At 59.6% G+C, this 25,272-nt stretch carries 23 protein-coding genes; 8 read left to right on the top strand and 15 right to left on the bottom strand.

The features are described 5' to 3' along the window. Position 1 precedes the first annotated feature (1 nt). The 3 genes from tssC to tssA are packed head-to-tail and all read right to left on the bottom strand — an operon-like array spanning position 2 to position 3,598. A complete protein-coding gene (tssC, locus tag ACOI8A_RS21410; protein WP_420649302.1) occupies positions 2-1,477 on the bottom strand; it encodes a type VI secretion system contractile sheath large subunit in 1,476 nt (491 codons plus the stop codon). Positions 1,478-1,502: 25 nt separating this feature from the next. Continuing rightward, positions 1,503-2,006 (bottom strand): type VI secretion system contractile sheath small subunit, encoded by a 504-nt coding sequence (tssB, locus tag ACOI8A_RS21405; protein WP_042561805.1) that lies wholly within the window; start codon positions 2,004-2,006, stop codon positions 1,503-1,505. A gap of 32 nt (positions 2,007-2,038) precedes the next feature. Continuing rightward, positions 2,039-3,598, bottom strand: coding sequence for a type VI secretion system protein TssA (gene tssA / locus ACOI8A_RS21400; RefSeq protein ID WP_420649303.1), 1,560 nt, complete (start codon positions 3,596-3,598; stop codon positions 2,039-2,041). Positions 3,599-4,281: 683 nt separating this feature from the next. Between tssA and ACOI8A_RS21395 the strand changes: the two genes are divergently transcribed. The 3 genes from ACOI8A_RS21395 to ACOI8A_RS21385 are packed head-to-tail and all read left to right on the top strand — an operon-like array spanning position 4,282 to position 6,441. After that, positions 4,282-4,914, top strand: a complete 633-nt coding sequence (locus ACOI8A_RS21395; RefSeq protein WP_420649304.1) for a CDP-alcohol phosphatidyltransferase family protein — start codon at positions 4,282-4,284, stop codon at positions 4,912-4,914. Continuing rightward, positions 4,901-5,500: a lysophospholipid acyltransferase family protein gene (locus tag ACOI8A_RS21390; RefSeq protein ID WP_420649305.1), complete on the top strand. Its 600-nt coding sequence runs from the start codon at positions 4,901-4,903 to the stop codon at positions 5,498-5,500. The genes ACOI8A_RS21395 and ACOI8A_RS21390 overlap by 14 nt, the downstream gene beginning before the upstream one ends. After that, positions 5,497-6,441, top strand: coding sequence for a phosphatidate cytidylyltransferase (locus ACOI8A_RS21385; RefSeq protein ID WP_420649306.1), 945 nt, complete (start codon positions 5,497-5,499; stop codon positions 6,439-6,441). The genes ACOI8A_RS21390 and ACOI8A_RS21385 overlap by 4 nt, the downstream gene beginning before the upstream one ends. A gap of 99 nt (positions 6,442-6,540) precedes the next feature. Here the strand turns inward: ACOI8A_RS21385 and ACOI8A_RS21380 are convergent, their stop codons facing one another. From ACOI8A_RS21380 to ACOI8A_RS21370, 3 genes are all read right to left on the bottom strand, one after another. Then, the gene (locus ACOI8A_RS21380) at positions 6,541-6,816 is read right to left on the bottom strand and encodes an HU family DNA-binding protein (protein WP_003213368.1); all 276 of its coding nucleotides are present in this window, start codon (positions 6,814-6,816) and stop codon (positions 6,541-6,543) included. 190 nt (positions 6,817-7,006) lie between these two features. After that, positions 7,007-8,155: an NAD(P)/FAD-dependent oxidoreductase gene (locus ACOI8A_RS21375; RefSeq protein WP_420649307.1), complete on the bottom strand. Its 1,149-nt coding sequence runs from the start codon at positions 8,153-8,155 to the stop codon at positions 7,007-7,009. A 20-nt stretch (positions 8,156-8,175) separates the two neighbouring features. Further along, on the bottom strand, positions 8,176-8,343 hold the full coding sequence (locus tag ACOI8A_RS21370; protein WP_034152097.1) for a rubredoxin: 168 nt from the start codon (positions 8,341-8,343) through the stop codon (positions 8,176-8,178). A gap of 200 nt (positions 8,344-8,543) precedes the next feature. On the opposite strand from ACOI8A_RS21370, the gene ACOI8A_RS21365 reads away from it, so the two are divergent. Further along, on the top strand, positions 8,544-9,107 hold the full coding sequence (locus tag ACOI8A_RS21365; RefSeq protein WP_420649308.1) for a chorismate--pyruvate lyase family protein: 564 nt from the start codon (positions 8,544-8,546) through the stop codon (positions 9,105-9,107). Continuing rightward, complete coding sequence (ubiA, locus tag ACOI8A_RS21360) at positions 9,107-9,997, top strand: 4-hydroxybenzoate octaprenyltransferase (protein ID WP_420649309.1); 891 nt, start codon at positions 9,107-9,109, stop codon at positions 9,995-9,997. The genes ACOI8A_RS21365 and ubiA overlap by 1 nt, the downstream gene beginning before the upstream one ends. A gap of 48 nt (positions 9,998-10,045) precedes the next feature. Here the strand turns inward: ubiA and ACOI8A_RS21355 are convergent, their stop codons facing one another. Next, on the bottom strand, positions 10,046-10,432 hold the full coding sequence (locus ACOI8A_RS21355; protein WP_420649310.1) for a hypothetical protein: 387 nt from the start codon (positions 10,430-10,432) through the stop codon (positions 10,046-10,048). Between the two features lie 151 nt (positions 10,433-10,583). Here ACOI8A_RS21355 and phoB point away from each other — a divergent pair, with 151 nt between their 5' ends. From phoB to ACOI8A_RS21340, 3 genes are all read left to right on the top strand, one after another. Continuing rightward, positions 10,584-11,273, top strand: a complete 690-nt coding sequence (gene phoB, locus ACOI8A_RS21350) for a phosphate regulon transcriptional regulator PhoB (protein WP_310844182.1) — start codon at positions 10,584-10,586, stop codon at positions 11,271-11,273. A gap of 74 nt (positions 11,274-11,347) precedes the next feature. Then, complete coding sequence (gene phoR, locus ACOI8A_RS21345; protein ID WP_420649395.1) at positions 11,348-12,634, top strand: phosphate regulon sensor histidine kinase PhoR; 1,287 nt, start codon at positions 11,348-11,350, stop codon at positions 12,632-12,634. A 111-nt stretch (positions 12,635-12,745) separates the two neighbouring features. Then, positions 12,746-14,086, top strand: a complete 1,341-nt coding sequence (locus ACOI8A_RS21340) for a hemolysin family protein (protein ID WP_420649311.1) — start codon at positions 12,746-12,748, stop codon at positions 14,084-14,086. A gap of 186 nt (positions 14,087-14,272) precedes the next feature. On the opposite strand, the gene ACOI8A_RS21335 is transcribed toward ACOI8A_RS21340, so the two are convergent. From ACOI8A_RS21335 to ACOI8A_RS21300, 8 genes are all read right to left on the bottom strand, one after another. Continuing rightward, a complete protein-coding gene (locus ACOI8A_RS21335) occupies positions 14,273-15,169 on the bottom strand; it encodes a peptidoglycan DD-metalloendopeptidase family protein (RefSeq protein WP_420649312.1) in 897 nt (298 codons plus the stop codon). A 200-nt stretch (positions 15,170-15,369) separates the two neighbouring features. Then, positions 15,370-16,326: a response regulator gene (locus tag ACOI8A_RS21330; protein WP_420649313.1), complete on the bottom strand. Its 957-nt coding sequence runs from the start codon at positions 16,324-16,326 to the stop codon at positions 15,370-15,372. Between the two features lie 176 nt (positions 16,327-16,502). After that, positions 16,503-17,264, bottom strand: a complete 762-nt coding sequence (phoU, locus tag ACOI8A_RS21325) for a phosphate signaling complex protein PhoU (protein ID WP_420649314.1) — start codon at positions 17,262-17,264, stop codon at positions 16,503-16,505. Between the two features lie 74 nt (positions 17,265-17,338). Next, complete coding sequence (gene pstB / locus ACOI8A_RS21320) at positions 17,339-18,172, bottom strand: phosphate ABC transporter ATP-binding protein PstB (RefSeq protein WP_186531116.1); 834 nt, start codon at positions 18,170-18,172, stop codon at positions 17,339-17,341. Between the two features lie 83 nt (positions 18,173-18,255). Next, positions 18,256-19,926 carry a phosphate ABC transporter permease PstA gene (gene pstA, locus ACOI8A_RS21315; RefSeq protein ID WP_420649315.1) on the bottom strand — a complete coding sequence of 557 codons (1,671 nt, stop codon included), beginning with the start codon at positions 19,924-19,926 and terminating at the stop codon, positions 18,256-18,258. A 16-nt stretch (positions 19,927-19,942) separates the two neighbouring features. After that, positions 19,943-22,225, bottom strand: coding sequence for an ABC transporter permease subunit (locus tag ACOI8A_RS21310; RefSeq protein WP_420651321.1), 2,283 nt, complete (start codon positions 22,223-22,225; stop codon positions 19,943-19,945). Positions 22,226-22,416: 191 nt separating this feature from the next. Continuing rightward, a complete protein-coding gene (locus ACOI8A_RS21305) occupies positions 22,417-23,415 on the bottom strand; it encodes a phosphate ABC transporter substrate-binding protein PstS (RefSeq protein WP_042561820.1) in 999 nt (332 codons plus the stop codon). Positions 23,416-23,648: 233 nt separating this feature from the next. Then, entirely contained in the window at positions 23,649-24,947 is a 1,299-nt protein-coding gene (locus ACOI8A_RS21300; RefSeq protein ID WP_420649317.1) for an MFS transporter, read from the bottom strand. Positions 24,948-25,272: the final 325 nt, after the last annotated feature.

Raw genomic sequence — 25,272 nt, 5'->3', positions numbered from 1 at the left:
CTTACTCTTTGTCCAGCTTGCCAACCAGCGACAGGGTGAAATCGGCACCCATGTACTTGAAGTGCGGACGCACGTTCAAGCTCACGCGGTACCAACCAGGCTCGCCTTCAACGTCGCTGACGATGATTTGCGCAGCGCGCAGCGGACGACGGCCACGTACTTCGGCGCTTGGGTTTTCCTGGTCGGCAACGTACTGACGGATCCACTTGTTGAGTTCCAGCTCGAGGTCGGTACGTTCTTTCCACGAACCGAGTTGCTCGCGCTGCAGCACTTTCAAGTAGTGAGCAAGGCGGTTGACGATCATCATGTACGGCAGTTGGGTGCCGAGCTTGTAGTTCAGCTCTGCGGCCTTGCCTTCTGCGCTGATGCCGAAGAACTTCGGCTTCTGCACCGAGCTCGCGGAGAAGAACGCCGCGTTGTCGGAGCCTTTACGCATGGTCAGGGAGATGAAGCCTTCCTCGGCCAGTTCGTATTCACGACGGTCGCTAACCAACACTTCCGTAGGAATCTTGGTTTCGATTTCGCCCATGCTTTCGAAATGGTGCAACGGCAGGTCTTCAACAGCACCACCGCTCTGCGGGCCGATGATGTTCGGGCACCAGCGGAATTTGGCGAAGCTGTCGGTCAGCTTGGTGCCGAACGCGTAGGCCGTGTTGCCCCACAGGTAGTGCTCGTGGCTGTTGGCAACGGTTTCCTTGTACACGAACGACTTGACCGGGTTTTCTTCCGGATCGTACGGGTTACGCAGCAGGAAACGTGGCACGGTCAGGCCAACGTAGCGGGAGTCTTCCGAAGTACGGAAGCTCTGCCATTTGGCGAATTGCGGGCCTTCGAAGTGGTCTTTCAGATCTTTCAGATCCGGCAGGCCGGTGAAGCTTTCCAGGCCGAAGAATTTCGGACCGGCAGCGGCGATGAACGGCGCGTGGGACATGCAGGCTACGCTGGACACGTACTGCATCAGTTTCACGTCCGGCGAGCTTGGGGACATGTAGTAGTTGGCGATGATCGCGCCAACCGGCTGACCACCGAACTGGCCGTATTCAGCGGTGTAGATGTGCTTGTACAGGCCCGACTGCATGACTTCCGGCGAATCTTCGAAATCGTCCAGCAGATCCTCTTTGGAAACGTTGAGGATTTCGATCTTGATGTTTTCGCGGAAGTTGGTGCGATCGACCAGCAACTGCAGACCACGCCATGCCGATTCCAGCGCCTGGAAGTCCGGGTGGTGCAGGATTTCGTCCATCTGACGGCTGAGCTTGGCATCGATCTCGGCGATCATGCGGTCAACCATGGCTTTCTTGACCGGCTCACCGTTGTTCTGCGGCTTGAGCAGCTCTTCGATGAAAGCCGACACGCCGCGTTTGGCGATGTCGTAGGCTTCGTCGTCCGGCGTCAGGCGGGTTTCGGCGATGATGCTGTCGAGAATGCTGTACTCGCCGCTGGCGGCGCCTTTCTCTTGTGCTGCGCTAGTGCTCATTTTTTGGCTTCCTTGGCTGCTGGGTTCAGGCGTCCGTGGCTGCGGCGTTCAGGCCCAGCTCACCGAGTACGCGACCGCGGGATTCGTCGTCGGCGAGTACGCCTTCGATGGCTTTACGGAAAGCAGGGGCGTTACCCAGCGGGCCTTTGAGGGCCACCAGCGCGTCGCGCAGTTCCATCAGCTTTTTCAGCTCAGGCACTTGCTCGACCAGGCTGGCCGGGTTGAAGTCCTTCATCGAATTGACGCGCAGTTGCACGCCCAACTCTTCAGTGCTGCCTTCTTCTTGCAGACGGTTCGGCACGTTCATCGTCAGGCTGAGCTCTTGCTTGGCCAGCACTTCGTCGAAGGTCATCTTGTCGATGCTGATCGGCTTGCGATCTTCGATCTTGCGCTCGTCCTTGCGGTGGGTGTAGTCACCGATTGCCAGCAGTTTCAGCGGCAGTTCGATCTCTTCCTGAGCACCGCCGGTGGCGGGTTTGAAAGTGACGTTGATGCGTTCCTTGGGGGCTACCGAGCCTTCTTTGGCCATGGCTTTTCTCCTTGCGGTTGTGGCCCTGGGGCCTATTCGAGTACCACTTCGAGATCGAGGTGGCACAGCCTGCGATAAATCTCTTCCTTGCGTTCACGTACGGCATGGTTCTGCGGCAACAACTCGCAGCAACTGTGCAGCAGGTGCAGCACTTCCAATGCAAGATCGGGCTCCCAGGCGTGCAGGCCTGAGTCCTGTAATGTCTGATCGAGGGTTTCCAGCTGGTTCTTGGCCAGTTCGTATTTCTTGGCCATGAAGCACAGCCGTGCGAGGGCGAACTGCCAGAAGAAGCGCACTCGCCCGCCCTGGGCAGCTTGCAGGCCCTGCTTGAGGATCTGCACGGCAGGCTTGAGGCCTTCCTTGCGCAGGATCGGCAGGACTTCTTCGAGGGCTTTTTCCCAGGCTGGCTGGGTTTCGACGTCGGTCTCGACCTTGCGCGGCGCACTGGCGCTTTGCAGGTGCGGCATGACGTTGGCGGCGATCCACGCCCGGGTGGACGGATCGGCAAACGGCGCGCCGTCATGGAAACGCAACTCGGCGATGCCGGGCAGGCGCTGAATCAAAAGCGCGAAGTGGATTTCCACTTCGCGCATGGCCAGCTCGGCGTTGAGGTTCTGCAGGCATTCCCAGACCATTCGCTGGCCATCGAACCAGAACGGCGCCTTCGCCAGACTCGCCTCCAGTTCCACCAGCAGGTCGGCGTATTTGCCCTGATCGAAGCGATCCTGATACTGCTTGAGTTTGTCCACCGGCAACCCGCGCAGCACGGTGATCTGCTCGGCGTTACGCTCCGGAACCTGGTCGATGGTCATCCACAGCAAGGTGCGATTGAGGCGCAGGGCGCGCAGGTCGGTGGCTTTCTGCTTGAGCCACCAGGCACACAACGGACGCGCGCTGTCTTGCTGGGCGCGCAGGGCTTTGTAGGCATCTTTTTCGTTGTCGATCGGCGCGCCGGGGGTGAGCAACTGGGCGGCGGCCTGTTTCACCTGGGCCACGGCCGCGCCGACCATGCCCGGTTCCGGCTGGTTGTCGGCGGCACGCTGGATCATCGATTTCAGGCGACGGGCGATCGGCAGCAACAACGGCGCGTCATCGCCCAAATGTTCGGTACACGCCGCTTCGAGGCCAGACAGATGCTCGGACAACTGCCGGAACATCGGCAGCTGTTCTTTAATCGCAATGTTTTCGGTGAGCACTTGCTCCAGACGCGGCACCAGCCAGCCAATGGCGGCGGCACGGGTGCGGGCCTTGAGCGGATGTATGTCGGGCCAGTGGTTTTCCGACAAGTGGTGCAGCAGACCGAGGCCGGCGAGCAGCCCGGGGAAGGATTCGCGCTGATACAGCGCCCACGTCAGCCAGGCGCCGACGCGCAAATCCTTGGATTGAGTGCGCAGCAGGGATTCACTGTTTTCGCGGATTTTCAGCCAGTCGATCTGCCCGCTTTCGTGCATTGACGAGGCTTTGGCCAGCTCACTTTCCAGCGCCTCGAATTCGCTCGAAAAACGAACGTCTTCGCCCGCGAAATTCTCTTTGGAAACAGAGACTTTGGCGAGTTCGAGGTAATGGGCGGAAAGTTTGCTTGAGTAGGACATCCATGGCCTTTGATTTGGATAACGGTCGTGCGCCTATTGGAATTGCCGCGGCGCGGGACTGTATCGAAGAGCAGTTTGGAGACTCATCCAATTGAGTTTGTGCTCTTTCAAGTGCGCGCATCGTAATCACAATGATGGCCACTAGCAAGCATCCGATTAAACAACAAGACGAAGTGTTCATTGGAGTGTGTAGGAGATCGCCCTATATCGCGCAGGGTTTTCCCCGATACCCGTTTGAATTTGACCAAATTCGCCTAATCCTCCGCAAGCCTTGAGCTAGAGCGTCTCGCAACCCCATGAATTCGAACGTTCGTTCCACAACGGCGGGCAACATCATGACAACACTGGTAAGAAATAGAAGTAGGAATATTCCTAAAACCGACGAGCTTCTATCAACAAATCGTGCAAGACAGCAGCAATCGGGAAAAGTGCCATCAATTTGATGCCATTTTATATTGCATACAATCTCTAGTGCTTCGTCAGGCCGCCTCGCACATGTCGCGGACACTTACAGACTTACCGAAAGAGAACACTTTTCTCGAAAATGATCTGACAGTTACCGACGAATGTACTTACATCGAATTGTTTCTTGACTTAATAGCGTTGCCGAACAAGAAAGCCCTTATATTGTCGCCCGCCGTCACTTGATGGCGATTGCTCATCATTGATATGGACATTGGCAAATGGATGAAAACAGAAGGCCCATCAACACGCGCTCGGCGGGTTGGGCCAAGCGCTTCACCGAAGTACTGGTGAACAGAGACATCTCCCCGAATCAGATTTCCGTGGTGAGCATGGTCTTTGCGCTGCTCGGCGCGCTGGCGCTGAACATCGACAACGGCGTGGTCGGCTCGATCTGCTGCGCTGTCGCCATTCAGTTGCGGCTGTTGTGCAATCTGTTCGATGGCATGGTGGCGATTGAAGGTGGCAAGCAGTCGGCGATCGGCAGTCTGTACAACGAGTTTCCCGATCGGGTCGCAGACAGTCTGCTGATCGTTGGGCTGGGTTACGCCATTGGCCAATCCGATCTGGGTTGGTTTGCTGCGCTGGCTGCGGCGCTTACTGCTTATGTGCGGGTGTTCGGCGGTTCGCTCGGGCTCAAGCAGAGTTTCATCGGGCCAATGGCCAAACAACACCGTATGGCGCTGATGACCGTCGGGTTGCTGTTGAACGCGGTCGAAACGAGTTTTTATGCGACGCACTATGTATTGCTGATCGCGCTGACGATCATTGCCATCGGTTCGGTAGCCACTTGCGCAACGCGCACGCTGACCATCTCCAGACAGTTGAAGGAGAACGCTCATGTGGATCAGTAATGCGCTGATTTCAGTGCTGCGCTTGTTGATCGGCGTTACGGCGCGCTGGGAGAGTCCGCCGGACCTCAGCCGTCAGCGCATCTACTACGCCAACCACACCAGCCACATGGACACCCTGGCGATCATCGCCGCCCTGCCGCCCGAGGCGCGTCGCAATGTGAAGCCGGTGGCCGCCGCCGATTACTGGGGCAAGAACCGCTTTCTGTCGTACATCTCGCAGAAGGGTTTGAACGCGGTGCTGATCGAGCGCAATCCAGCGCCGGGTGTGAACGTACTGGAGCCGATTTTCGACGTGGTCCGCGCCGGGCATTCGATCATCATTTTCCCCGAAGGTACGCGCTCGACTCAGGCGCTGCCGGCGGAATTCAAATCGGGGATTTTCCGTTTGGCCGAGAGCTTCCCGGACGTCGATCTGGTGCCGATCTACCTGGAAAACCTGCATCGCTCGATGCCCAAAGGCAAGCATGTGCCGCTGCCGATCATCTGCACCATCCGCATCGGCGATCCACTGCCAAGGATTGCCGATGAGGACAAGCAAGCATTCCTGGAGCGCGCGCGTGACGCCATCGTGAGGTTGTCGAAATGAGTCTGGAAACCAAATTCCTCTGGTTCTTCGCGGCCATTGCCGGCCTGCTGGCCGTGGCGTCGCTGGTTGGTTATGTACTGGCGCGGCGGGCGACGTCCGAGAGCTCGATCTCGACCATCGAAAACCTCAACCAGCGCGTAAATGCCTGGTGGGGCATGGTCATCATCTTCTTCGTGTCGTGGTTGCTTGGGCCGAATGCCACGGTGGTGCTGTTCGCGTTCATCTCGCTGTTTGCCCTGCGCGAGTTCATCACCCTGACACCGACCGCGCGCGGTGACCATAACGCGCTGTTCTCGGCGTTTTTCATCCTGATCCCGCTGCAATACCTGCTGATCGGCAGCCACTGGTACTCGATGTTCACCTTGCTGGTGCCGGTGTATGCGTTCCTGTTGCTGCCGGCAATTGCCGTGCTCAGCCAGGACACCGAGGCCTTTCTCGAGCGCACGGCGAAGATTCAGTGGGGGGTGATGATCTGCATCTATTGCATCAGCCACGCGCCGGCGCTGTTGCTGCTGGATCTGCAAGGTTTCCACGGGCAGAACGCGTTGCTGCTGTTCTATCTGGTGTTCGTGGTGCAGATGAGCGACGTGTTGCAGTACGTATTCGGCAAGCTCTTTGGCAAACACAAGGTTGCGCCGCTGGTGAGCCCGTCGAAAACCGTCGAAGGCCTGGTTGGCGGCGGTTTGTCCGCGACGTTGATCGGCGGCTGCATGTTCTGGATGACGCCGTTCAGCTTCTGGGAATCGCTGCTGATGTCGCTGGTGATCGTGGTGATGGGCTTCCTCGGCGGGCTGGTCATGTCGGCGATCAAGCGCAGCCTGAGTGCCAAGGACTGGGGCACGATGATCAAGGGCCACGGCGGCATGCTCGACCGCATGGACTCGATCTGTTTCGCGGCACCAATCTTCTTTCACCTGACGCGGTACTTCTTCTCCGCTTGAGCCGCAGTTTCCTTGAAGCATAAAAAATGGGCATCCGACTGAATCGGAATGCCCATTTTTTATTGCGGTTCTCCCCGTTATTCAGGGAGTTCGGCGCAATTATGGATTGACGCTGTCTTTCAACGACTTGCCTGGCTTGAAGGCGACGGTGTTGCTGGCCTTGATCTTCACCGGCTCACCGGTTTGCGGGTTTTTGCCGGTGCGGGCACCGCGATGGCGTTGCAGGAAAGTGCCGAAGCCTACCAGCGTCACGCTGTCCTTGCGGTGCAGGGCGCCGGTGATTTCTTCGAGAACGGCGTTAAGTACGCGGTTGGCCTGTTCTTTGGTCAGATCTGCTTTTTCAGCGATTGCAGCGGCGAGTTCTGGTTTACGCATTAGTGAAGCCCCTTTGACGGTTTATTGTTGTTATGTCCGTGCTGTTCTCGTTGGAACAGCGCCCAAGGCGCCGCAGGCTCTACTCTGCGGCAGACGGGAGTGAGGATGGCACGCGCTTAAGGGCGGCGCCAGTCTCCCCGCGACGTTTGTGGGGGCAAAAGCGGGGTGATTCCGACAGAACGACCGGTATTTACGCCAGCAGTGCCGGAAGCTGTTTGTTCAGGGCGAGTTTTTCCAGCACCGCCGCACCCGTCAGCGCATAACCGAGCAATTGGCCCTGTGCATCGTGGCACAGCACTTTGATGTCGCCACCCTGCCCTTCAACCGTCCACACGCCCTCGGTACCGCGTGGCGGCGGCGAAACCACCAGCGGGCAGACCGGAGTTTTCACAGTGATCGGCATCGGACCGTAGCTGACCGCCGCAGGATTTCCCGCGAGGGTCTGCGCCAGCGCACGCGCACAGCTCATCAGGGGCATCACGTACAACAAATTCAGCCCATCGACCTCGGCGCAGTCGCCCAAGGCGTAGATATTGGCGTGGGAAGTCTGCAGATGGCGGTCAACGACCACGCCGCGATTGACCTGAATCCCGGCAGCCGCCGCCAGGTCGATGCGCGGGCGCAGGCCAATGGCGGAAACCACCACATCGCACGCAACGACCTGACCGTCGGACAGCTGCGCTTCGAGTCCATCGGCGACCTTGTGCAGACGCGTCAACACCGGGCCAAGGTGGAAACGTGCGCCAAGGCTTTCCAGCCCGGCCTGTAAAGCAGCGGCAGCGGCGGGATGCAGCAAGGTCGGCATGACTTGTTCGCACGGCGCGACCAGTTGCACCTCGTAACCGCCAAGGATCAGGTCGTTGGCGAATTCGCAGCCAATCAGCCCGGCGCCGAGCAGCAGCACCCGGCGTTTGCCGGCCGCAGCAGCACGAAAACGCGCGTAGTCTTCGAGATCGTTAATCGGGAACACCAGATCCGCGCCGTCACCGTCGATTGGCACGCGCACGGTCTCGGCGCCCCAGGCGAGAATCAGGTCGCGATAGCTGACCGCTTCCTCACCGATCCACAGACGCTTGTGGCCCGGATCGATGCCGCTGATACGCGTGTGGGTGCGCACTTCGGCCTTCAACTGCTCGGCCATGGCGCCGGGTTCGGCCATGCTCAGGCCGTCGGCGTCCTTGTTCTTGCCGAAACCGGTGGAGAGCATTGGTTTGGAGTAGGAACGACCGTCATCTGCGGTAATCAGCAGCAGCGGGGTTTCGCTATCGAGTTTGCGAAACTCACGGGCCAGGTTGTAACCCGCAAGGCCGGTGCCGATGATGACTACAGGTGCGCTCATTGCTAGATCCTTTGGGTAACTTAGTTGATTTCGATCATTTCGAAGTCCAGTTTGCCGACGCCGCAGTCCGGGCACAGCCAGTCTTCCGGTACGTCCTGCCACAAGGTGCCCGGCGCGATGCCGTCATCCGGCCAGCCGTCGGCTTCGTTATAAATCAGGCCGCAGACCACACATTGCCACTTCTTCATTCAGGTACTTCCTCAGGATTCAGGCTTTTTACGGCACAGACGGTCGATGGGTGCAGCGCTGCCATCCGGCTCAGGGCGTTTTGTACTGATCGGGCGGCGCAGATGCAAGCCTGATCGGCGCGACTGCGCTCCGGATCAATCAACATCGCGGATCGCCATGTTAAGCTCGGCGCCTCATTTGCGGCCAATAATGACTCATTGTGCAACAGACAAACTCCTCCTGCCCGGCGCCGCTGTGGCTTGTGCAAAACCGCCTGACGCCCCTCCCCGACCCGTTGACGCTGGACTGGCTGTTCGACCAGGGCTCGCTGACCCGGCGTCTGACCCGGCTGTCGAATGACGGCTTCAGCGTCACCCCGTTGTTCGAAGGCTGGCAGACCCTGCGCGCCGACGAATGTGCGGCGCTGGACTTGACCGAAGGCAGCGAAGGCTGGGTTCGCGAAGTGTATTTGCGTGGCCACGGCGAGGCCTGGGTGTTCGCCCGCAGCGTGGCTTCGCGAAGTGCCCTACAGGGCGATGGTTTGCACATGGATGAGCTGGGCAGCCGCTCGCTGGGTGAGCTGCTGTTTTGCGATCACGCCTTCGTGCGCCGCGCTATTGAAGTTTGTCACTACCCCGAACAATGGTTGCCGCAAGCGTCGCGCGCTACAGGTCTGTGGGGCCGGCGTTCGCGCTTCGACCGTGGCGCGCTGAGCGTGCTGGTGGCGGAGATTTTTCTGCCTACCCTGTGGGAAGCCGCCCGCGCCTGCCCGGAGAACTGCTGATGTACCAAAACCTGCTCAAGTCGCTGAATCGCTTGAACCCGCGCGCCTGGGATTTTGTGCAACTGACCCGGATGGACAAGCCGATCGGCATCTATCTGCTGTTATGGCCGACCTTGTGGGCGCTGTGGATCGCGGGCAAAGGCTCGCCGTCGCTCGCCAATATCGTGATCTTCGTGCTCGGCGTGGTGCTGACCCGCGCCGGTGGCTGCGTGATCAACGACTGGGCCGATCGCAAGGTCGATGGCCACGTCAAACGCACCGCGCAACGACCGCTGGCGGCCGGCAGAATCAGCTCGAAAGAGGCGCTGGTGTTCTTTGCGCTGCTGATGGGTGTGAGTTTCCTGCTGGTGCTGTGTACCAACGCTGCGACGATCTGGCTGTCATTCGGCGGCTTGGCGCTGGCCTTCACTTATCCATTCATGAAGCGCTACACCTACTACCCGCAAGTGGTGCTGGGCGCGGCGTTCTCCTGGGGCATGCCGATGGCGTTCACCGCCGAGACCGGCGAGTTGCCCGCCGCCGCCTGGCTGCTGTGGATCGCCAATCTGCTGTGGACGGTGGGTTACGACACTTATTACGCGATGACCGATCGCGACGATGATTTGAAGATAGGGGTGAAATCCACGGCGATTCTGTTCGGCGAGGCGGATCGGGTAATCATCCTGACCTTGCAGGCGCTGGCCTTGGGTTGCCTGCTGCTGGCTGGGTCGAAGTTCGATCTGGGGGGCTGGTTCCACCTCGGCCTGCTGGTAGCTGCCGGCTGTTTTGCCTGGGAGTTCTGGTATACCCGCGGCAAAGATCGCATGCGCTGCTTCAAGGCTTTTCTGCACAACCACTGGGCCGGGCTGGCGATTTTCGTCGGGATTGTGCTGGATTACGCGTTGCGCTGAATGAAATCTGCCCCGCAAAACCGGGGCAGATTTGCGCTACACGAGTGGTTATTTCTGCGATTCGCGAACCACGTGCCACATGTTTTTCATTTTATCGCCGGTCATCTCACCCGGTTTGGTGTCCTTCATGAACGTGTACAGCGGCTTGCCGTCGTAGGCGTATTGCATCATGCCGTCGTCGCGTTTGATGACCGTCCATTTACCTTCAGCCTTGGCGTCAGCCGGGGCCATCAGCGGTGGCCAGTTCTTCGCGCAATCATCGTTGCACATCGACTTGCCGCCACTGTCCTTGTCGAACGTGTACAGGGTCATGCCCTTGTGATCGACCATCATGCCGTCTTTCATCATGGCCGGTTCGGCCGCCATCGCAAATACAGGCAGAGTCAGCGCAGCGGCCATCAGCAATGCTTTGAAGGAAGCAGTCATTTGAGTCATGGAAACCTTCTTTTGTGGTTGTCAGGATTCGGACTTAGAGCTTAGTCGAGGATTTGCACAATCGCCGCTGGAGGAAAATACTGTCACACGACTGCAATAATTCCGTTATCTAATGCGGCGCAAGACAGTTAAATGACAAGAGGATTAAGGCATGGTTGGCAGGAGCATTCTGATCGTCGACGACGAAGCGCCCATTCGCGAAATGATCGCCGTTGCGTTGGAAATGGCCGGCTATGACTGCCTCGAGGCGGAAAACTCGCAGCAGGCGCACGCCATCATCGTCGACCGCAAGCCGGACCTGATCCTGCTCGACTGGATGCTGCCAGGCACCTCCGGCATCGAGCTGGCCCGACGCCTCAAGCGTGACGAGCTGACCGGGGATATCCCGATCATCATGCTCACCGCCAAGGGCGAAGAGGACAACAAGATTCAGGGTCTGGAAGTCGGCGCCGACGACTACATCACCAAACCGTTTTCCCCGCGTGAACTGGTTGCCCGCCTCAAAGCTGTGCTGCGCCGCGCCGGCCCGACCGATGGCGAAGCGCCGATTGAAGTCGGCGGTCTGCTGCTCGACCCGATCAGCCACCGCGTGACCATCGACGGCAAACCTGCCGAAATGGGCCCGACCGAATACCGTCTGCTGCAATTCTTCATGACCCACCAGGAACGCGCCTACACCCGTGGGCAGTTGCTGGATCAAGTCTGGGGTGGCAACGTCTATGTCGAGGAACGGACCGTCGACGTGCATATCCGCCGCCTGCGCAAAGCCCTCGGCGATGCCTACGAAAGTCTGGTACAAACCGTGCGCGGCACTGGCTACCGGTTTTCCACCAAGGCCTGAGCCAAGCCCCAGACCCGCAGACAAGGACCGTATTTTCCGTGAACCAAAACTGGCATGGCACCCTGATTCGCCACATGCTGCTGCTGGTCACCGCCTGCCTGGTGATCGGCCTGATCACCGGTTTCTACGGCTGGAGTCTGGCGGTCGGCCTGGGCCTGTATCTGGCCTGGACGCTCAAACAACTGCTGCGTCTGCACGAATGGCTGCGCTTGCACCAACCTGATGAAGCGCCGCCCGACGGCTACGGTCTGTGGGGTGAGGTGTTCGACAGCATCTATCACCTGCAACGCCGCGACCAACGGGTGCGCGGGCGCCTGCAAGCGGTGATCGACCGGGTTCAGGAATCCACTGCCGCGCTGAAAGATGCGGTGATCATGCTCGACAGCGAAGGCAACCTCGAGTGGTGGAACCGCGCCGCCGAAACCCTGCTCGGTCTCAAGACCCCCCAGGACAGCGGCCAACCGGTGACCAACCTGGTGCGCCATCCGCGCTTCAAGGAATATTTCGAGCAGGACAGCTACGCCGAGCCGCTGGAAATTCCTTCACCGACCAATGACCGGCTGCGCATTCAGCTGTACATCACGCGCTACGGCAACAACGAACACTTGATGTTGGTGCGTGACGTCACGCGCATCCATCAGTTGGAACAGATGCGCAAAGACTTCATCGCCAACGTTTCCCATGAATTACGCACACCGCTGACGGTGATCTGCGGCTATCTGGAAACCCTGCTCGACAATGTCGAAGAGGTGAATCCCCGCTGGACGCGCGCCCTGCAGCAAATGCAGCAACAGGGCGGACGCATGCAGACCCTGCTCAACGACTTGCTTCTGCTGGCCAAACTGGAAGCCACCGATTATCCGTCGGACAACCAGCCGGTGCCGATCGACAGCTTGCTGCAATCAATCAAGAGCGACGCCCAGCAATTGTCCGGGCAGAAAAACCAGCACATCACGCTGGAAGCCGATCCACGGATTCTGCTCAAGGGCAGCGAGGCGGAACTGCGCAGTGCGTTTTCCAATCTTGTGTTCAACGCAGTCAAGTACACCCCGGCCGAAGGCAACATCCGCATTCGCTGGTGGGGTGATGGTCAGGGTGCTCACCTGAGCGTGCAGGATTCCGGGATCGGCATCGACAGCAAACACTTGCCGCGCCTGACCGAACGCTTCTACCGCGTCGACTCCAGCCGCAACTCCAATACCGGCGGTACCGGTCTCGGTCTGGCCATCGTCAAACACGTGCTGCTGCGCCATCGCGCGCGCATGGAGATCAGCAGCGTGCCCGGCCATGGCAGCACGTTCACCTGCCATTTCGCCCCGGCACAGGTGGCGCAATCGCAGGTCATCAGTGCCGCTGAGTAGAGCGGCACTAGGCAATCGCCGAGTCAGCCGCTACATTGGCTGACTTGCGCCTGCCTTTCAGGTGCTGATCTACCTCTCTTTTGAATTACACGGAACCCGCAAAACTCCATCATGGACCCTTCCCCTGGCTTGTCCCTCGCTACGATATTCGCCGATTTCGGCATGATTCTTTTCGCTCTGATCCTGGTTTTGCTCAACGGCTTCTTCGTTGCGGCGGAATTCGCCATGGTCAAACTGCGCTCGACCCGAGTCGAGGCCATCGCTGAACAGAACGGCTGGCGCGGGCATATCCTGCGCACCGTGCACAGTCAGCTCGATGCGTACCTCTCGGCGTGCCAGCTTGGTATCACCCTCGCCTCTCTGGGCCTGGGCTGGGTCGGTGAGCCGGCGTTCGCGCACATTCTCGAGCCCTTGCTGGAAACCGCTGGCGTGCAGTCGCCCGAAGTGATCAAAGGCGTCTCGTTCTTCGCCGCGTTCTTCGTCATTTCGTACCTGCACATCGTGGTCGGCGAGCTGGCACCCAAGTCGTGGGCAATCCGCAAACCCGAGCTGCTGTCGCTGTGGACGGCCGTGCCGCTGTACCTGTTCTACTGGGCGATGTACCCGGCAATCTACCTGCTCAACGCCAGCGCCAACGCGATCCTGCGTATCGCCGGCCAGGGTGAACCCGGCCCGCACCATGAGCACCATTACAGCCGCGAAGAACTCAAACTGATCCTGCATTCCAGCCGTGGCCAGGATCCGAGCGATCAAGGTATGCGCGTATTGGCTTCTGCCGTGGAAATGGGCGAGCTGGAAGTGGTCGATTGGGCCAACTCCCGCGAAGACTTGATCACACTTGAGTTCAACGCGCCGCTGAAGGAAATCCTGGCGATGTTCCGTCGCCACAAGTTCAGCCGTTATCCGGTGTACGACAGCGATCGCCAGGAGTTCGTAGGCCTGCTGCACATCAAGGATCTGCTGCTGGAGCTGGCGGCGCTGGATCACATTCCCGAGTCGTTCAACCTCGCCGAACTCACCCGTCCACTGGAGCGCGTGTCACGGCACATGCCGCTGTCGCAGTTGCTGGAGCAGTTCCGCAAGGGCGGCTCGCACTTCGCCGTCGTCGAGGAAGCGGATGGCAACATCATCGGCTACCTGACCATGGAGGACGTGCTGGAAGTGCTGGTCGGCGACATTCAGGACGAACACCGCAAGGCCGAACGCGGAATCCTCGCCTATCAGCCGGGCAAGCTCCTGGTACGCGGTGATACGCCGCTGTTCAAGGTCGAACGCCTGCTCGGCGTGGACCTCGATCACATTGAAGCGGAAACCCTCGCCGGGCTGGTCTACGAAACCCTGAAGCGGGTGCCGGAAGAAGAGGAAGTACTGGAAGTCGAAGGGTTGCGGATCATCATCAAGAAGATGAAAGGCCCGAAAATCGTACTGGCCAAGGTGTTGATGCTGGATTGACGGGAGTTTTTGGAAGGGGTCTGTGGCGAGGGGATTTATCCCCGTTGGACGGCGCAGCCGTCCCAAAAACTGTGACTGCAAATGGGCCGGCAGCGCGCGATTACAGAATTAAGGGCCGCTGCGCGACCCAACGGGGATAAATCCCCTCGCCACAAAAGCACCTCGCCACACTGGTTCACGACGCGCCTATTTCTTGCCCAACGCAAAGTTGGGCAATGCCCCCAGTGGCTGGTTGAACTGATACGGAATCGACACCAGCCCCAGCCCGGTATTGCGCTGCACCACAAAATGCAGATGCGGGCCGCTGCTGTTGCCGGTGTTGCCTGACAGCGCCAGCGCGCTGCCCACCGTTACTCGCTGGCCCTCGCGAACACTCACCGAACCTTGCTTGAGATGCAGATACACGCCCATCGTGCCGTCGTCGTGCAGCACCCGCACGAAATTGCCGGAAGGGTCTGTGCCGCGCCCGCTCTGAGAGTTCTCGGTTTTCACCACCACACCCGCACGCGCTGCAATGATCGGCGTGCCCACCGGCATGGCAATGTCCATCGCATAGCGGTTCTTCGGCCCGAAGTGGCTGTACTGGCCCTCAGCGCCCTGACTCAGACGGAATGGCCCGCCACGCCACGGTAACGGATAGCGATAGCTCTGCGCGGCGCCTGCGGGGTCGCCCAGCGAATACTGGAATTGCGGGCTATACACCAACGGCTTGCCGCCAGTGATCGCCGTCAGCAGCGCCAGCCGTGTGTTGCTGCGCGCCGGCAGCACCCGGCGAATGGTTTGCTTCGGGACACCACGCACGTTGCTCAGGCCGGTGAACGCCAGCGCTATTTCAACCGGCGCATACAGATCGTTGCGCACGAACACCACGTCCACGCCCTTCTGCTTCTTGATGTCGAGGTACACCTGACGCTCAAGACGCTCGACCATGCGGTCCTGAAACACGAACACCTTCGCGCCTTTGCTCGGACGGTCGCTGTAGGAGACCACTCCGTTGGCATCGGTGGATTTGTAGATGGTCATGGCCACAGCCGAAGCAGAAGCCATCAACAGACCACAGAAAAACAGCAGGCGCGCGAGCATGGGCAAAGGTTCTGTCTGAGTAAGGCCTGAAAAAGAGCCTAGCAGGTGAGACAGACCAAGGTAGTGGAGAGATGTTTCAAATGTGGCAGAGCGCAAAGCAAAAGATCGTCCGATCGCGGCCCGAGCCTACGGCAGCTCCTACATTGGAATGCGATCCCTGTAGGAGCTGCCGGAGGCTGCGATCTTTTCGGGCGCCCCGATTACGCGCCTGGAACGAAGTGCTTCTGCGCTGTGCCGCGGGCGATCAGGCGGGAGATGTAGTCGAGTTTCTGTGCGTCCTGATCGACGAAGCGGAAGGTCAGTTGCAGCCAGTCGCTGTCGGGTTTCTGCTCGAAGGCGACGATGGCGTGCAGGTAGCCGTTGAGGCGGGCGATTTCGGCGTTGTCGCCCTGCTCCAGGTCGAGCACGGCGCTGTCGAGGATCTGTGGCAGGGTGTCGGTGCGTTTCACCACCAGCAACGCTTCCTTGATGCTCAAGGCCTTGATCACGCATTGCTGGGTACCGCTCGGCAGGCGCAACTGGCCTTGGCCGCGACCGCTGGCTGGCGACGAAGCGGCAACAGGCGCCTTGACCGGCGGGCTGTTGAGCAAGCCGCGTTGCGGGGCGGCGGCAGGTGCCGGGGCCGCAGCGACAGGCTTGGCGAACGGGTTGACCACCGCAGGCGCCGGGGCGCCGCCGACTACAGCAGCTTTGCCGCCAGTCAGTGCACTCAGGGAATCATTGCCGAACGCCGAGTTCATCTTGGTTGGCGCGCTGTTCATCAAGGTGTCGAGTTTGCCGACCTTGTTCAACGCCTGCTTGACCTTGGTCAGCAGTTGCTCGTTGGTGAACGGTTTGCTGACGTAGCCGGAAACGCCGGCCTGAATCGCCTGCACCACGTTTTCCTTGTCGCCACGGCTGGTGACCATGACGAACGGCATGGTCTTGAGGTTGTCTTGCTCACGGCACCAGGTCAGCAGTTCCAGACCGGACATTTCCGGCATTTCCCAGTCGCACAGGACCAGGTCGAACGCTTCCTTGGCCAGCATGGCCTGAGCCTTTTTACCGTTGACGGCGTCCTCGGTGCGGATCCCCGGGAAGTAATTACGCAGGCACTTTTTCACCAGGTCACGAATGAACGAAGCATCGTCCACGACCAACACACTGATCTTGCTCATCCAACACCCCTATTAAAATCCCGGCAAGCATAACGCTGGCTGATGGCACATTGCCAAAACTCTTCAGTCACGCCGGGACTTTTCGTTCGCGGGTGCTGCTTTTTAATTCGATTGATTGAAAAGCACCGGAAACAAAAACGCCCGGCCAAAGGGCCGGGCGCTTTTCTCAGGCAATCTTACTTATCGTCAACTTCGCCCGGAACATTAGCGGTTTCGCCACTTGTGCCCTCAACTTCTTCCTTCATGCGCTTGAGGCCCATGTGGCGTACGTCGGTGCCGCGTACCAGATAGATCACCAGTTCCGAGATGTTGCGCGCGTGATCGCCGATGCGCTCCAGCGAACGCAACACCCAGATAATGCTCAAGACCCGCGAGATAGAGCGCGGGTCTTCCATCATGTAGGTCGCCAGCTCACGCAAAGCGGTCTTGTATTCGCGGTCGATGATCTTGTCGTACTGCGCCACCGACAGCGCCAGATCGGCGTCGAAGCGAGCGAACGCGTCCAGCGCATCGCGGACCATGTTGCGCACCTGGTCGCCGATGTGGCGAACCTCGACGTAACCGCGCGGGGCTTCGCCCTCTTCGCACAGCTGAATCGCACGGCGGGCGATCTTGGTCGCTTCGTCGCCGATGCGCTCCAGATCGATTACCGACTTGGAAATGCTGATGATCAGACGCAGGTCGGACGCCGCCGGCTGCCGACGAGCGAGAATGCGCAGGCATTCTTCGTCGATGTTGCGTTCCATCTGGTTGATCTGATCGTCGATCTCACGCACTTGCTGAGCCAGGCCCGAATCGGCCTCAATCAATGCGGTGACTGCGTCGTTGACCTGCTTTTCCACCAGACCGCCCATGGCCAGGAGGTGGCTGCGCACCTCTTCCAGCTCGGCGTTGAATTGCGCGGAAATGTGGTGGGTAAGGCCTTCTTTACTAATCATCTTGGCGTCCTTGGAGCGTCCGGTAAGGTGCGGCGGGCCGCAGCGTCAATTCAGTGAGCGACAACCAGCATCTGCTAGCCGTAACGACCGGTGATGTAGTCTTCGGTCTGCTTCTTGGCCGGATTGGTGAACAGCGTGTCGGTGTCGCCGAATTCCACCAGTTTGCCCATGTACATGAACGCCGTGTAGTCCGAAACCCGCGCAGCCTGCTGCATGTTGTGGGTCACGATGACGATGGTGAACTTGGATTTCAGCTCGTAGATCAGTTCTTCGACTTTCAGGGTCGAGATCGGGTCAAGGGCCGAGCACGGTTCGTCGAGCAGCAGCACTTCCGGCTCGACGGCGATGGTGCGCGCGATCACCAGACGTTGTTGCTGACCACCGGACAGACCGAGTGCCGACTCGTGCAGACGGTCTTTGACCTCATCCCACAGCGCCGCGCCTTTGAGTGCCCACTCGACCGCTTCGTCGAGAATACGCTTCTTGTTGATGCCTTGAATGCGCAGGCCGTAAACCACGTTTTCGTAGATGGTTTTCGGGAACGGGTTGGGCTTCTGGAACACCATGCCCACACGACGACGCAATTCGGCAACGTCTTCGCCCTTGCGATAGATGTTGTTGCCGTACAGGTTGATCGCGCCTTCGACCCGGCAGCCATCAACCAGATCGTTCATGCGGTTGAAGGTGCGCAGCAGCGTGGACTTGCCGCAGCCGGACGGGCCGATGAAGGCGGTCACGCGCTGTTTCGGAATGTTCATGCTGACGTCGAACAGCGCTTGTTTCTCGCCGTAGTACAGGCTCAGGCCCGGCACTTCGATGGCCACGGTTTCCTGCGCCAGGTTCAGGCTCTGCTTGTCGCGACCCAGGGCGGACATGTTGATGCCGTGAGAGTGTGTTTCGTGCTGCATGGGAAATCCCCTGTGCTAACAAATTCGGTTCAGTGGGCTGCTGGCCTGAGGGCCAGCAGCTCTTGCAATTCTTCTGGCGGCTATCAGCTATCCAGCGCTTTGTATTTCTCGCGCAGATGGTTGCGGATATACACGGCCGACAGGTTCAACGTCGCGATCACCAGCACCAGCAGCAGCGCCGTGGCGTACACCAGCGGGCGGGCCGCTTCGACGTTCGGGCTCTGGAAGCCGACGTCATAGATGTGGAAGCCCAAGTGCATGATCTTCTGGTCGAGGTGCAAGTACGGGTAGTTGCCGTCCACCGGCAGCGACGGCGCCAGTTTCACCACACCCACCAGCATCAGCGGCGCCACTTCACCCGCAGCACGGGCCACGGCGAGGATCATGCCGGTCATCATCGCCGGGCTGGCCATCGGAATGACGATCTTCCACAGCGTTTCGGCCTTGGTCGCGCCAAGCGCCAGCGAGCCTTCACGTACGGTACGCGGAATACGCGCCAGACCTTCCTCGGTCGCGACGATCACCACCGGCACCGCCAGCAGCGCCAGGGTCAGCGATGCCCAGAGCAGACCCGGCGTACCGAACGTCGGTGCCGGCAGCGCTTCCGGGAAGAACAAGCGGTCAACCGAACCGCCCAACACGTAAACGAAGAAGCCCAGACCGAACACGCCGTAAACAATCGCCGGAACACCCGCGAGGTTGTTCACCGCAATGCGGATGATCCGCGTCAGGGTGTTCTGCTTGGCATATTCACGCAGGTACACCGCCGCCAGCACGCCGAACGGGGTAACGACCATCGCCATGATCAGAGTCATCATCACGGTGCCGAAAATCGCCGGGAAGATCCCGCCTTCGGTGTTCGCTTCGCGCGGGTCATCCGACAGGAATTCCCAGATCTTGCTGAAGTAGAAGCCGATCTTGGTAAAGGTGCTCATGCCGTTCGGCTGATAGGCGTGAACCACTTTGCCCAGGCCGATTTCGATTTCCTTGCCGTTGGCATCACGGGCGGTCAGTGCATCGCGGTTGAACTGCGCATGCAGATCAGCCAGACGCGCTTCGATGTCCTGATAACGGGCATTCAGCTCGGCACGCTCGGATTCCATGTCCGCTTGGGCGGTGGCGTCGAGCTTGCCTTCCAGTTCCAGTTTGCGGCCGTGCAGACGGATGCGTTCGAGACCGGCGTTGATCGCGCCGATGTCGGTTTTTTCCAGCGACTTGAGCTGTGCGGCGAGATCGTTCACACGGTTGATCCGCGCTTGCAGTTCCGGCCACGCCGCTTCGCCTTCGGCGATGACCTTGCCGTCCTGTTTGACGTTGACCAGGTAGCCGTAGAAGTTGCCCCACTCGCGACGCTCGATGGCCATCAACTCGACCGGGGTGGTCTGGTTGGTCAACCAGTCACCGACGATCCAGGTGAAGTCGTTGCCATTCAGATCACGGTTACCGACCTTGATCAGCTCGCGAGTCATGAATTCCGGGCCGGCGTCCGGTACCGGCAGGCCGGCACTTTTCAGACGGGCGCGCGGCACTTCTTCTTTCTGCACCACTTCGCCGACCACAAGGTGCTGGGCCTGGCCCGGCACGTCGTAGCTGGCGTGGATCAGATCCGCCGGCCAGAAGTGACCCAGACCGCGCACGGCAATCACCGCCAGCAGGCCAATGGTCATGATGACCGCGATGGACACCGCGCCACCGCTGATCCAGACGCCCGGGGCGCCGCTCTTGAACCATCCTTTCAGGGAGTTCTGTTTCACAGACTTCTACCTTTGCTTAAAGCGACGAGTATTTCTTGCGCAGACGCTGACGAATCAGCTCCGCGAGGGTGTTCATGACGAAGGTGAACAACAGCAGCACCAGCGCCGAGAGGAACAGCACGCGGTAGTGGCTGCCGCCGACTTCCGACTCGGGCATTTCCACCGCGACGTTGGCTGCCAGCGTGCGCAGACCTTCGAACAGGTTCATTTCCATGACCGGGGTGTTACCGGTGGCCATCAGCACGATCATGGTTTCGCCGACCGCACGACCCATGCCGATCATCAGCGCCGAAAAGATGCCCGGGCTGGCGGTCAGAATCACTACGCGAGTCATGGTCTGCCATGGCGTGGCACCCAGCGCCAGCGAACCCAGAGTCAAGCCGCGCGGCACGCTGAACACGGCGTCTTCGGCAATCGAGTAGATGTTCGGGATCACCGCGAAACCCATGGCCAGACCGACTACCAGAGCGTTGCGCTGGTCGTAGGTGATGCCCAGATCGTGGGAAATCCACATGCGCATGTCGCCGCCGAAGAACCAGTTCTCCATGAACGGACTCATGTACAGCGACAGCCAGCCCACGAACAGGATCACCGGGATCAGCAACGCACTTTCCCAACCATCCGGGACGCGCAGACGGATCGATTCAGGCAGGCGGCTGAAGGTGAAACCGGCGACCAGAATGCCGATCGGCAGCAGCATCAGCAGGCTGAAGATGCCCGGCAAATGCCCTTCGACATACGGTGCGAGAAACAGACCGGCGAAGAAACCGAGGATCACCGTCGGCATTGCTTCCATCAGCTCGATCACCGGCTTGACCTTGCGGCGCAGGCTCGGGGCCATGAAGTACGCGGTGTAGATCGCGGCGGCAACGGCCAGTGGCGCAGCCAGCAGCATGGCGTAGAACGCAGCCTTCAGCGTGCCGAAGGTCAGCGGCGCCAAGCTCATTTTAGGTTCGAAATCGGTGTTGGCCGCAGTCGATTGCCAGACGTATTTAGGCTCGTCGTAGTTTTCGTACCAGACCTTGCTCCACAGCGCACTCCACGACACTTCAGGGTGCGGGTTTTCGAGCATCAGCGGTTGCAGCTTGCCGCCGGCCTCGACGATCACGCGGTTGGCGCGCGGCGACAGACCGAACAGGCCTTGCCCTTCGACCACTTGATCAACCAGCAAGGTGCGATGCGCGGTGCTGTGGAACACGCCGAGCTTGCCGCTGGCATCCAGGGCGAGGAAGCCTTTTCGACGTTCTTCGGCAGAGATTTCAACGATCGGCGACTTGCCCATCTGGAACGTACGGATCTGCTTCAGACGCAGCTCGCCATCCGGATCGCGCGCCATGAACCACTGGGCCAGACCGCCGGTGGAGTCGCCGACGATCAGCGAGATACCGCCCACCAGTTGCGTGGAGGCAGTGACTTCGGCGTCGCCATTTTCCAGCAGCTTGTAGCGACCGTTGAGGCTCTTGTCGCGCAGGCTGAACACGTCGGCCTGAGCACGCCCGTTGACCACGTACAGCCACTGCTGACGTGGATCGACGAAGATGTTTTTAACCGGCTCGGTCATCTGCGGCAGATCAATACGCTTCTGCTCGTTGGTGACTTCGCCAGTCATCAGGTTTTCTTCGCTGGTCAGCGACAGCACGTTGAGCTGCGAACCGCTGGATCCGACGAGCATCAGCGTTGTGTCGGTGGCGTTGAGGCTGACGTGCTCCAGCGCACCGCCGCTTTCATTCAACGCAATCGGCGCTTCGCCATACGGATACTCGATAGCAGGGCTGATGGTTTTCTTGCCATCGGGGTAGCTGACTTTGTAGGTGTGGCGGAACACCAGCGCCTGACCATTGGACAGACCTACGGCGACCAGCGGATGACCTGGCTGGTCTTCCCCGATGGAGGTCACGCTGGCGCCCGCCGGCAACGGCAGATCAACGCGTTTCAATTCAGCGCCACTGTCGATGTCGAAGAACAGCGCCTGCCCCTTGTCGGAAACGCGCATCGCCACCTGATTCTGCTCTTCGAGCGAGATCATCAGCGGCTTGCCGGCGTCCTGCATCCAGGCCGGGGTGATCGCGTCTTGCGCGCTCAGGTCGGCACCTTTGAACAGCGGCGCAACCACGTAGGCGAGGAAGAAGAAGATCAGGGTAATCGCTGCCAGCACCGCCAGCCCGCCGACGAGGACGTACCAGCGAGTGAAGCGATCCTTGAGCGCACGGATACGGCGCTTGCGTTGCAGCTCAGGCGTATTGAAATCAATGCGCTTGGGAGGATTATTAGTCATTTGGGAATTGGCCAGATCATTCATGCGCTCACCCTAGCGATCCTGTATGACAGAAAGATGACAATGCAGTGACGCAGCAAATCCACCGCCAGCAGGACTGGAGGAGGATCAGAAGAATTCGAAGGTTTTCAGGACCTGTGCAGGAGCTGTCGAGTGAATCTCGACAGCCCCTGCAGGGTTCCTGCAGGTTCGGGGTTTAGCCCGAACCTAAGGTGTTACTTCTTTGCGACAGCGCCGCCTTCCTGCAGACCCAGGTCAGCCAGTGCTTTTGCAGCAACCTTGGCCGGCAGTGGGATGTAGCCGTCTTTCACCACAACTTCCTGACCCTGCTTGGACAGAATCAGCTTCACGAACTCGGCTTCCAGCGGGGCCAGAGGCTTGTTCGGGGCTTTGTTGACGTACACGTAGAGGAAACGCGACAGCGGATACTTGCCGTTCAGGGCGTTCTCTTCGGTGTCTTCGATGAAGTCGGTGCTGCCTTTCTTGGCCAGAGCAACGGTCTTCACGCTAGCGGTCTTGTAGCCGATGCCCGAGTAACCAACGCCGTTCAGCGAGGAGCTGATCGACTGTACAACCGAAGCCGAACCTGGTTGCTCGTTAACGTTTGGCTTGAAGTCGCCTTTGCACAGGGCTTCTTCTTTGAAGTAGCCGTAGGTGCCCGATACCGAGTTACGACCGAACAGCTGAACCGGTTTGTTCGCCAGATCGCCGGTCACACCCAGGTCGCCCCAGGTTTTCACGTCGGTTTTAGCGCCGCACAGACGAGTGGACGAGAAGATCGCGTCGACTTGCTCCATGGTCAGCCCCTTGATCGGGTTGTCCTTGTGTACGAACACAGCCAAGGCATCCACGGCAACCGGAATAGCGGTTGGCTTGTAGCCATACTTGGTTTCGAACGCCTGCAGCTCGTTGTCCTTCATCTTGCGGCTCATCGGGCCCAGGTTAGCGGTGCCTTCAGTCAACGCAGGTGGCGCGGTCGACGAACCGGCAGCCTGAATCTGGATGTTTACGTTCGGGTATTCTTTTTTGTAGTTCTCAGCCCACAGGGTCATGAGGTTGGCCAGGGTATCGGAGCCGACGCTGGACAGGTTGCCCGACACACCAGTGGTCTTGGTGTAGCTCGGGATCGCAGGGTCAACAGCGGCAACCGCGTTGGCAGTCGCAACGCCAGCAGCGACAAAAGTCATTGCCGCCATCAAACGCTTCAGTTTCATGCCTTACTCCTAGCAGATAGGGTGTGTTAAGTCGGGGCCAAGTATCAGCAGGCCGTGTGAACACTCTATGGCTGAAATATGACAATTGGATGAAAGGCCAGCATTCGGAGTTTTTACAGGATGATTCATTCGACCCTAATCGCTAGCAGGCTAGCTCCCACATGGGAATGCATCTCCATGTGGGAGCTAGCCTGCTAGCGATTGGGCCGGTACAGCTACCCATAATTTCCGGATCAGCGCCCCTTATTCCACAACCACGCCCCCACCAGAATCCCCATGCCGCAGAGCACCGCCACATAGTAAGCAGGCCCCATCGGGCTTTCTTTGAGCAGCAGGCTGACGACCATCGGGGTCAGGCCGCCGAAGATCGCGTAGGCGACGTTGTAGGAAAACGACAGGCCGCTGAAACGCACCACTGGCGGGAATGCTTTGACCATTACGTATGGCACCGCGCCGATGGTGCCAACCAGGAATCCGGTCAGCGCATACAACGGGAACAGCCAGTCCGGGTGATCGGCGAGGCTGTGATAGAAGGTCCACGAGCTGATCAACAGACCAAGGCAACCGAAGACGAACACGCGACCCGCGCCGAAGCGATCGGCCAGTGCGCCGGAGATGATGCAGCCAATGCTCAGGAACACGATGGCCAGGCTGTTGGATTGCAGAGCCGTGGTCGGCGAGAAGTGGTAGACCGTCTGCAGCACGGTCGGAGTCATCAGGATCACCACGACGATCCCGGCCGACAGCAGCCAGGTCAGCAGCATCGAGATTGCAATCGCCCCGCGATGATCACGCAGCACCGCGCGCAGCGGCACTTCTTCGGCCAGGGCTTTACGCTGTTGCAGTTCAGCGAACACCGGGGTTTCGTGCAGCCAGCGGCGCAGGTAGACCGAGAACAGGCCGAACACGCCGCCGAGCAGGAATGGAATCCGCCAGGCGTAGTCCGAGACTTCCACTGGCGTATAAATGCTGTTGATCGCGGTGGCGACCAGCGAGCCGAGCAGGATGCCGGCAGTCAAACCGCTGGTGAGGGTGCCGCAGGCGTAGCCCATATGTCTTTGCGGAACGTGTTCGGAAACGAAGACCCACGCGCCCGGTACTTCACCGCCAATCGCCGCGCCCTGGATCACGCGCATCACCAGCAGCAGGATCGGCGCCCACATGCCGATCTGTGCGTAAGTCGGCAGCAGCCCCATGATCAGGGTCGGCACGGCCATCATGAAAATGCTCAGGGTGAACATCTTCTTGCGCCCCAGCAGGTCGCCGAAGTGCGCCATGACAATGCCGCCCAGCGGCCGCGCGAGGTAACCGGCGGCGAAGATGCCGAAGGTCTGCATCAGGCGCAGCCACTCCGGCATGTCGGCCGGGAAGAACAGCTTGCCGACTACAGTGGCGAAGAACACGAAGATGATGAAATCGTAAAACTCCAGCGCGCCCCCCAAGGCCGATAGCGACAGAGTCTTGTAGTCATTGCGGGTCAACGGTCGTGCGGGTTGGTCGGGCTGCGCGAGGCTCGAAGGCGCTGAGGTCATGGCGAGGTCTTCTCTTATAGTCGGATCTGCCGCCACAACAACGCTGGCTGTGGCTCGGGCAGGTTCGGCACCATAGCAAATTGTTCGAAAAAGCACATAGAGGCGCGTAATTGACGGTCGAAATGAGAACCGGACGGTCGTCGCGGAGTCTACCGACCGATATACTCGCAACCTGCACCGGTTTGTAAGGGGTTGCTGTGCGAAAACGTCGCTGGAGACGTCAGTCGGTTTCGCAGAGTTTCCCTCTCAGGCGCCTTATGGAAAACGTGACGAACGTAGTATGTTCGGTGCTGAATCGTTTTTCCCGAAGACGGCTACCACCAGC

Origin of the sequence: Pseudomonas sp. P4795 (genome assembly GCF_048822895.1) — a bacterium.
Taxonomy (GTDB): Bacteria; Pseudomonadota; Gammaproteobacteria; order Pseudomonadales; family Pseudomonadaceae; genus Aquipseudomonas.
The sequence above is the reverse complement of the archived record's forward strand: the minus strand, read 5'-3'. Positions and strand labels throughout refer to the sequence as shown.

What these genes read in the sequence shown, in the direction of transcription:
- phoU (WP_420649314.1), bottom strand. Translation starts at nt 17,264, where the DNA reads ATGATTAGTAAAGAAGGCCTTACCCACCACATTTCCGCGCAATTCAAC.
- tssC (WP_420649302.1), bottom strand. Translation starts at nt 1,477, where the DNA reads ATGAGCACTAGCGCAGCACAAGAGAAAGGCGCCGCCAGCGGCGAGTAC.
- phoR (WP_420649395.1), top strand. Translation starts at nt 11,348, where the DNA reads ATGCTGCTGCTGGTCACCGCCTGCCTGGTGATCGGCCTGATCACCGGT.
- ACOI8A_RS21305 (WP_042561820.1), bottom strand. Translation starts at nt 23,415, where the DNA reads ATGAAACTGAAGCGTTTGATGGCGGCAATGACTTTTGTCGCTGCTGGC.
- ACOI8A_RS21330 (WP_420649313.1), bottom strand. Translation starts at nt 16,326, where the DNA reads ATGAGCAAGATCAGTGTGTTGGTCGTGGACGATGCTTCGTTCATTCGT.
- phoB (WP_310844182.1), top strand. Translation starts at nt 10,584, where the DNA reads ATGGTTGGCAGGAGCATTCTGATCGTCGACGACGAAGCGCCCATTCGC.
- ACOI8A_RS21335 (WP_420649312.1), bottom strand. Translation starts at nt 15,169, where the DNA reads ATGCTCGCGCGCCTGCTGTTTTTCTGTGGTCTGTTGATGGCTTCTGCT.
- tssB (WP_042561805.1), bottom strand. Translation starts at nt 2,006, where the DNA reads ATGGCCAAAGAAGGCTCGGTAGCCCCCAAGGAACGCATCAACGTCACT.
- ACOI8A_RS21380 (WP_003213368.1), bottom strand. Translation starts at nt 6,816, where the DNA reads ATGCGTAAACCAGAACTCGCCGCTGCAATCGCTGAAAAAGCAGATCTG.
- ACOI8A_RS21395 (WP_420649304.1), top strand. Translation starts at nt 4,282, where the DNA reads ATGGATGAAAACAGAAGGCCCATCAACACGCGCTCGGCGGGTTGGGCC.
- tssA (WP_420649303.1), bottom strand. Translation starts at nt 3,598, where the DNA reads ATGTCCTACTCAAGCAAACTTTCCGCCCATTACCTCGAACTCGCCAAA.
- ACOI8A_RS21375 (WP_420649307.1), bottom strand. Translation starts at nt 8,155, where the DNA reads ATGAGCGCACCTGTAGTCATCATCGGCACCGGCCTTGCGGGTTACAAC.
- ACOI8A_RS21310 (WP_420651321.1), bottom strand. Translation starts at nt 22,225, where the DNA reads ATGAATGATCTGGCCAATTCCCAAATGACTAATAATCCTCCCAAGCGC.
- ACOI8A_RS21385 (WP_420649306.1), top strand. Translation starts at nt 5,497, where the DNA reads ATGAGTCTGGAAACCAAATTCCTCTGGTTCTTCGCGGCCATTGCCGGC.
- ACOI8A_RS21340 (WP_420649311.1), top strand. Translation starts at nt 12,746, where the DNA reads ATGGACCCTTCCCCTGGCTTGTCCCTCGCTACGATATTCGCCGATTTC.
- ACOI8A_RS21370 (WP_034152097.1), bottom strand. Translation starts at nt 8,343, where the DNA reads ATGAAGAAGTGGCAATGTGTGGTCTGCGGCCTGATTTATAACGAAGCC.
- ACOI8A_RS21390 (WP_420649305.1), top strand. Translation starts at nt 4,901, where the DNA reads ATGTGGATCAGTAATGCGCTGATTTCAGTGCTGCGCTTGTTGATCGGC.
- pstB (WP_186531116.1), bottom strand. Translation starts at nt 18,172, where the DNA reads ATGCAGCACGAAACACACTCTCACGGCATCAACATGTCCGCCCTGGGT.
- ACOI8A_RS21300 (WP_420649317.1), bottom strand. Translation starts at nt 24,947, where the DNA reads ATGACCTCAGCGCCTTCGAGCCTCGCGCAGCCCGACCAACCCGCACGA.
- ubiA (WP_420649309.1), top strand. Translation starts at nt 9,107, where the DNA reads ATGTACCAAAACCTGCTCAAGTCGCTGAATCGCTTGAACCCGCGCGCC.
- ACOI8A_RS21355 (WP_420649310.1), bottom strand. Translation starts at nt 10,432, where the DNA reads ATGACTCAAATGACTGCTTCCTTCAAAGCATTGCTGATGGCCGCTGCG.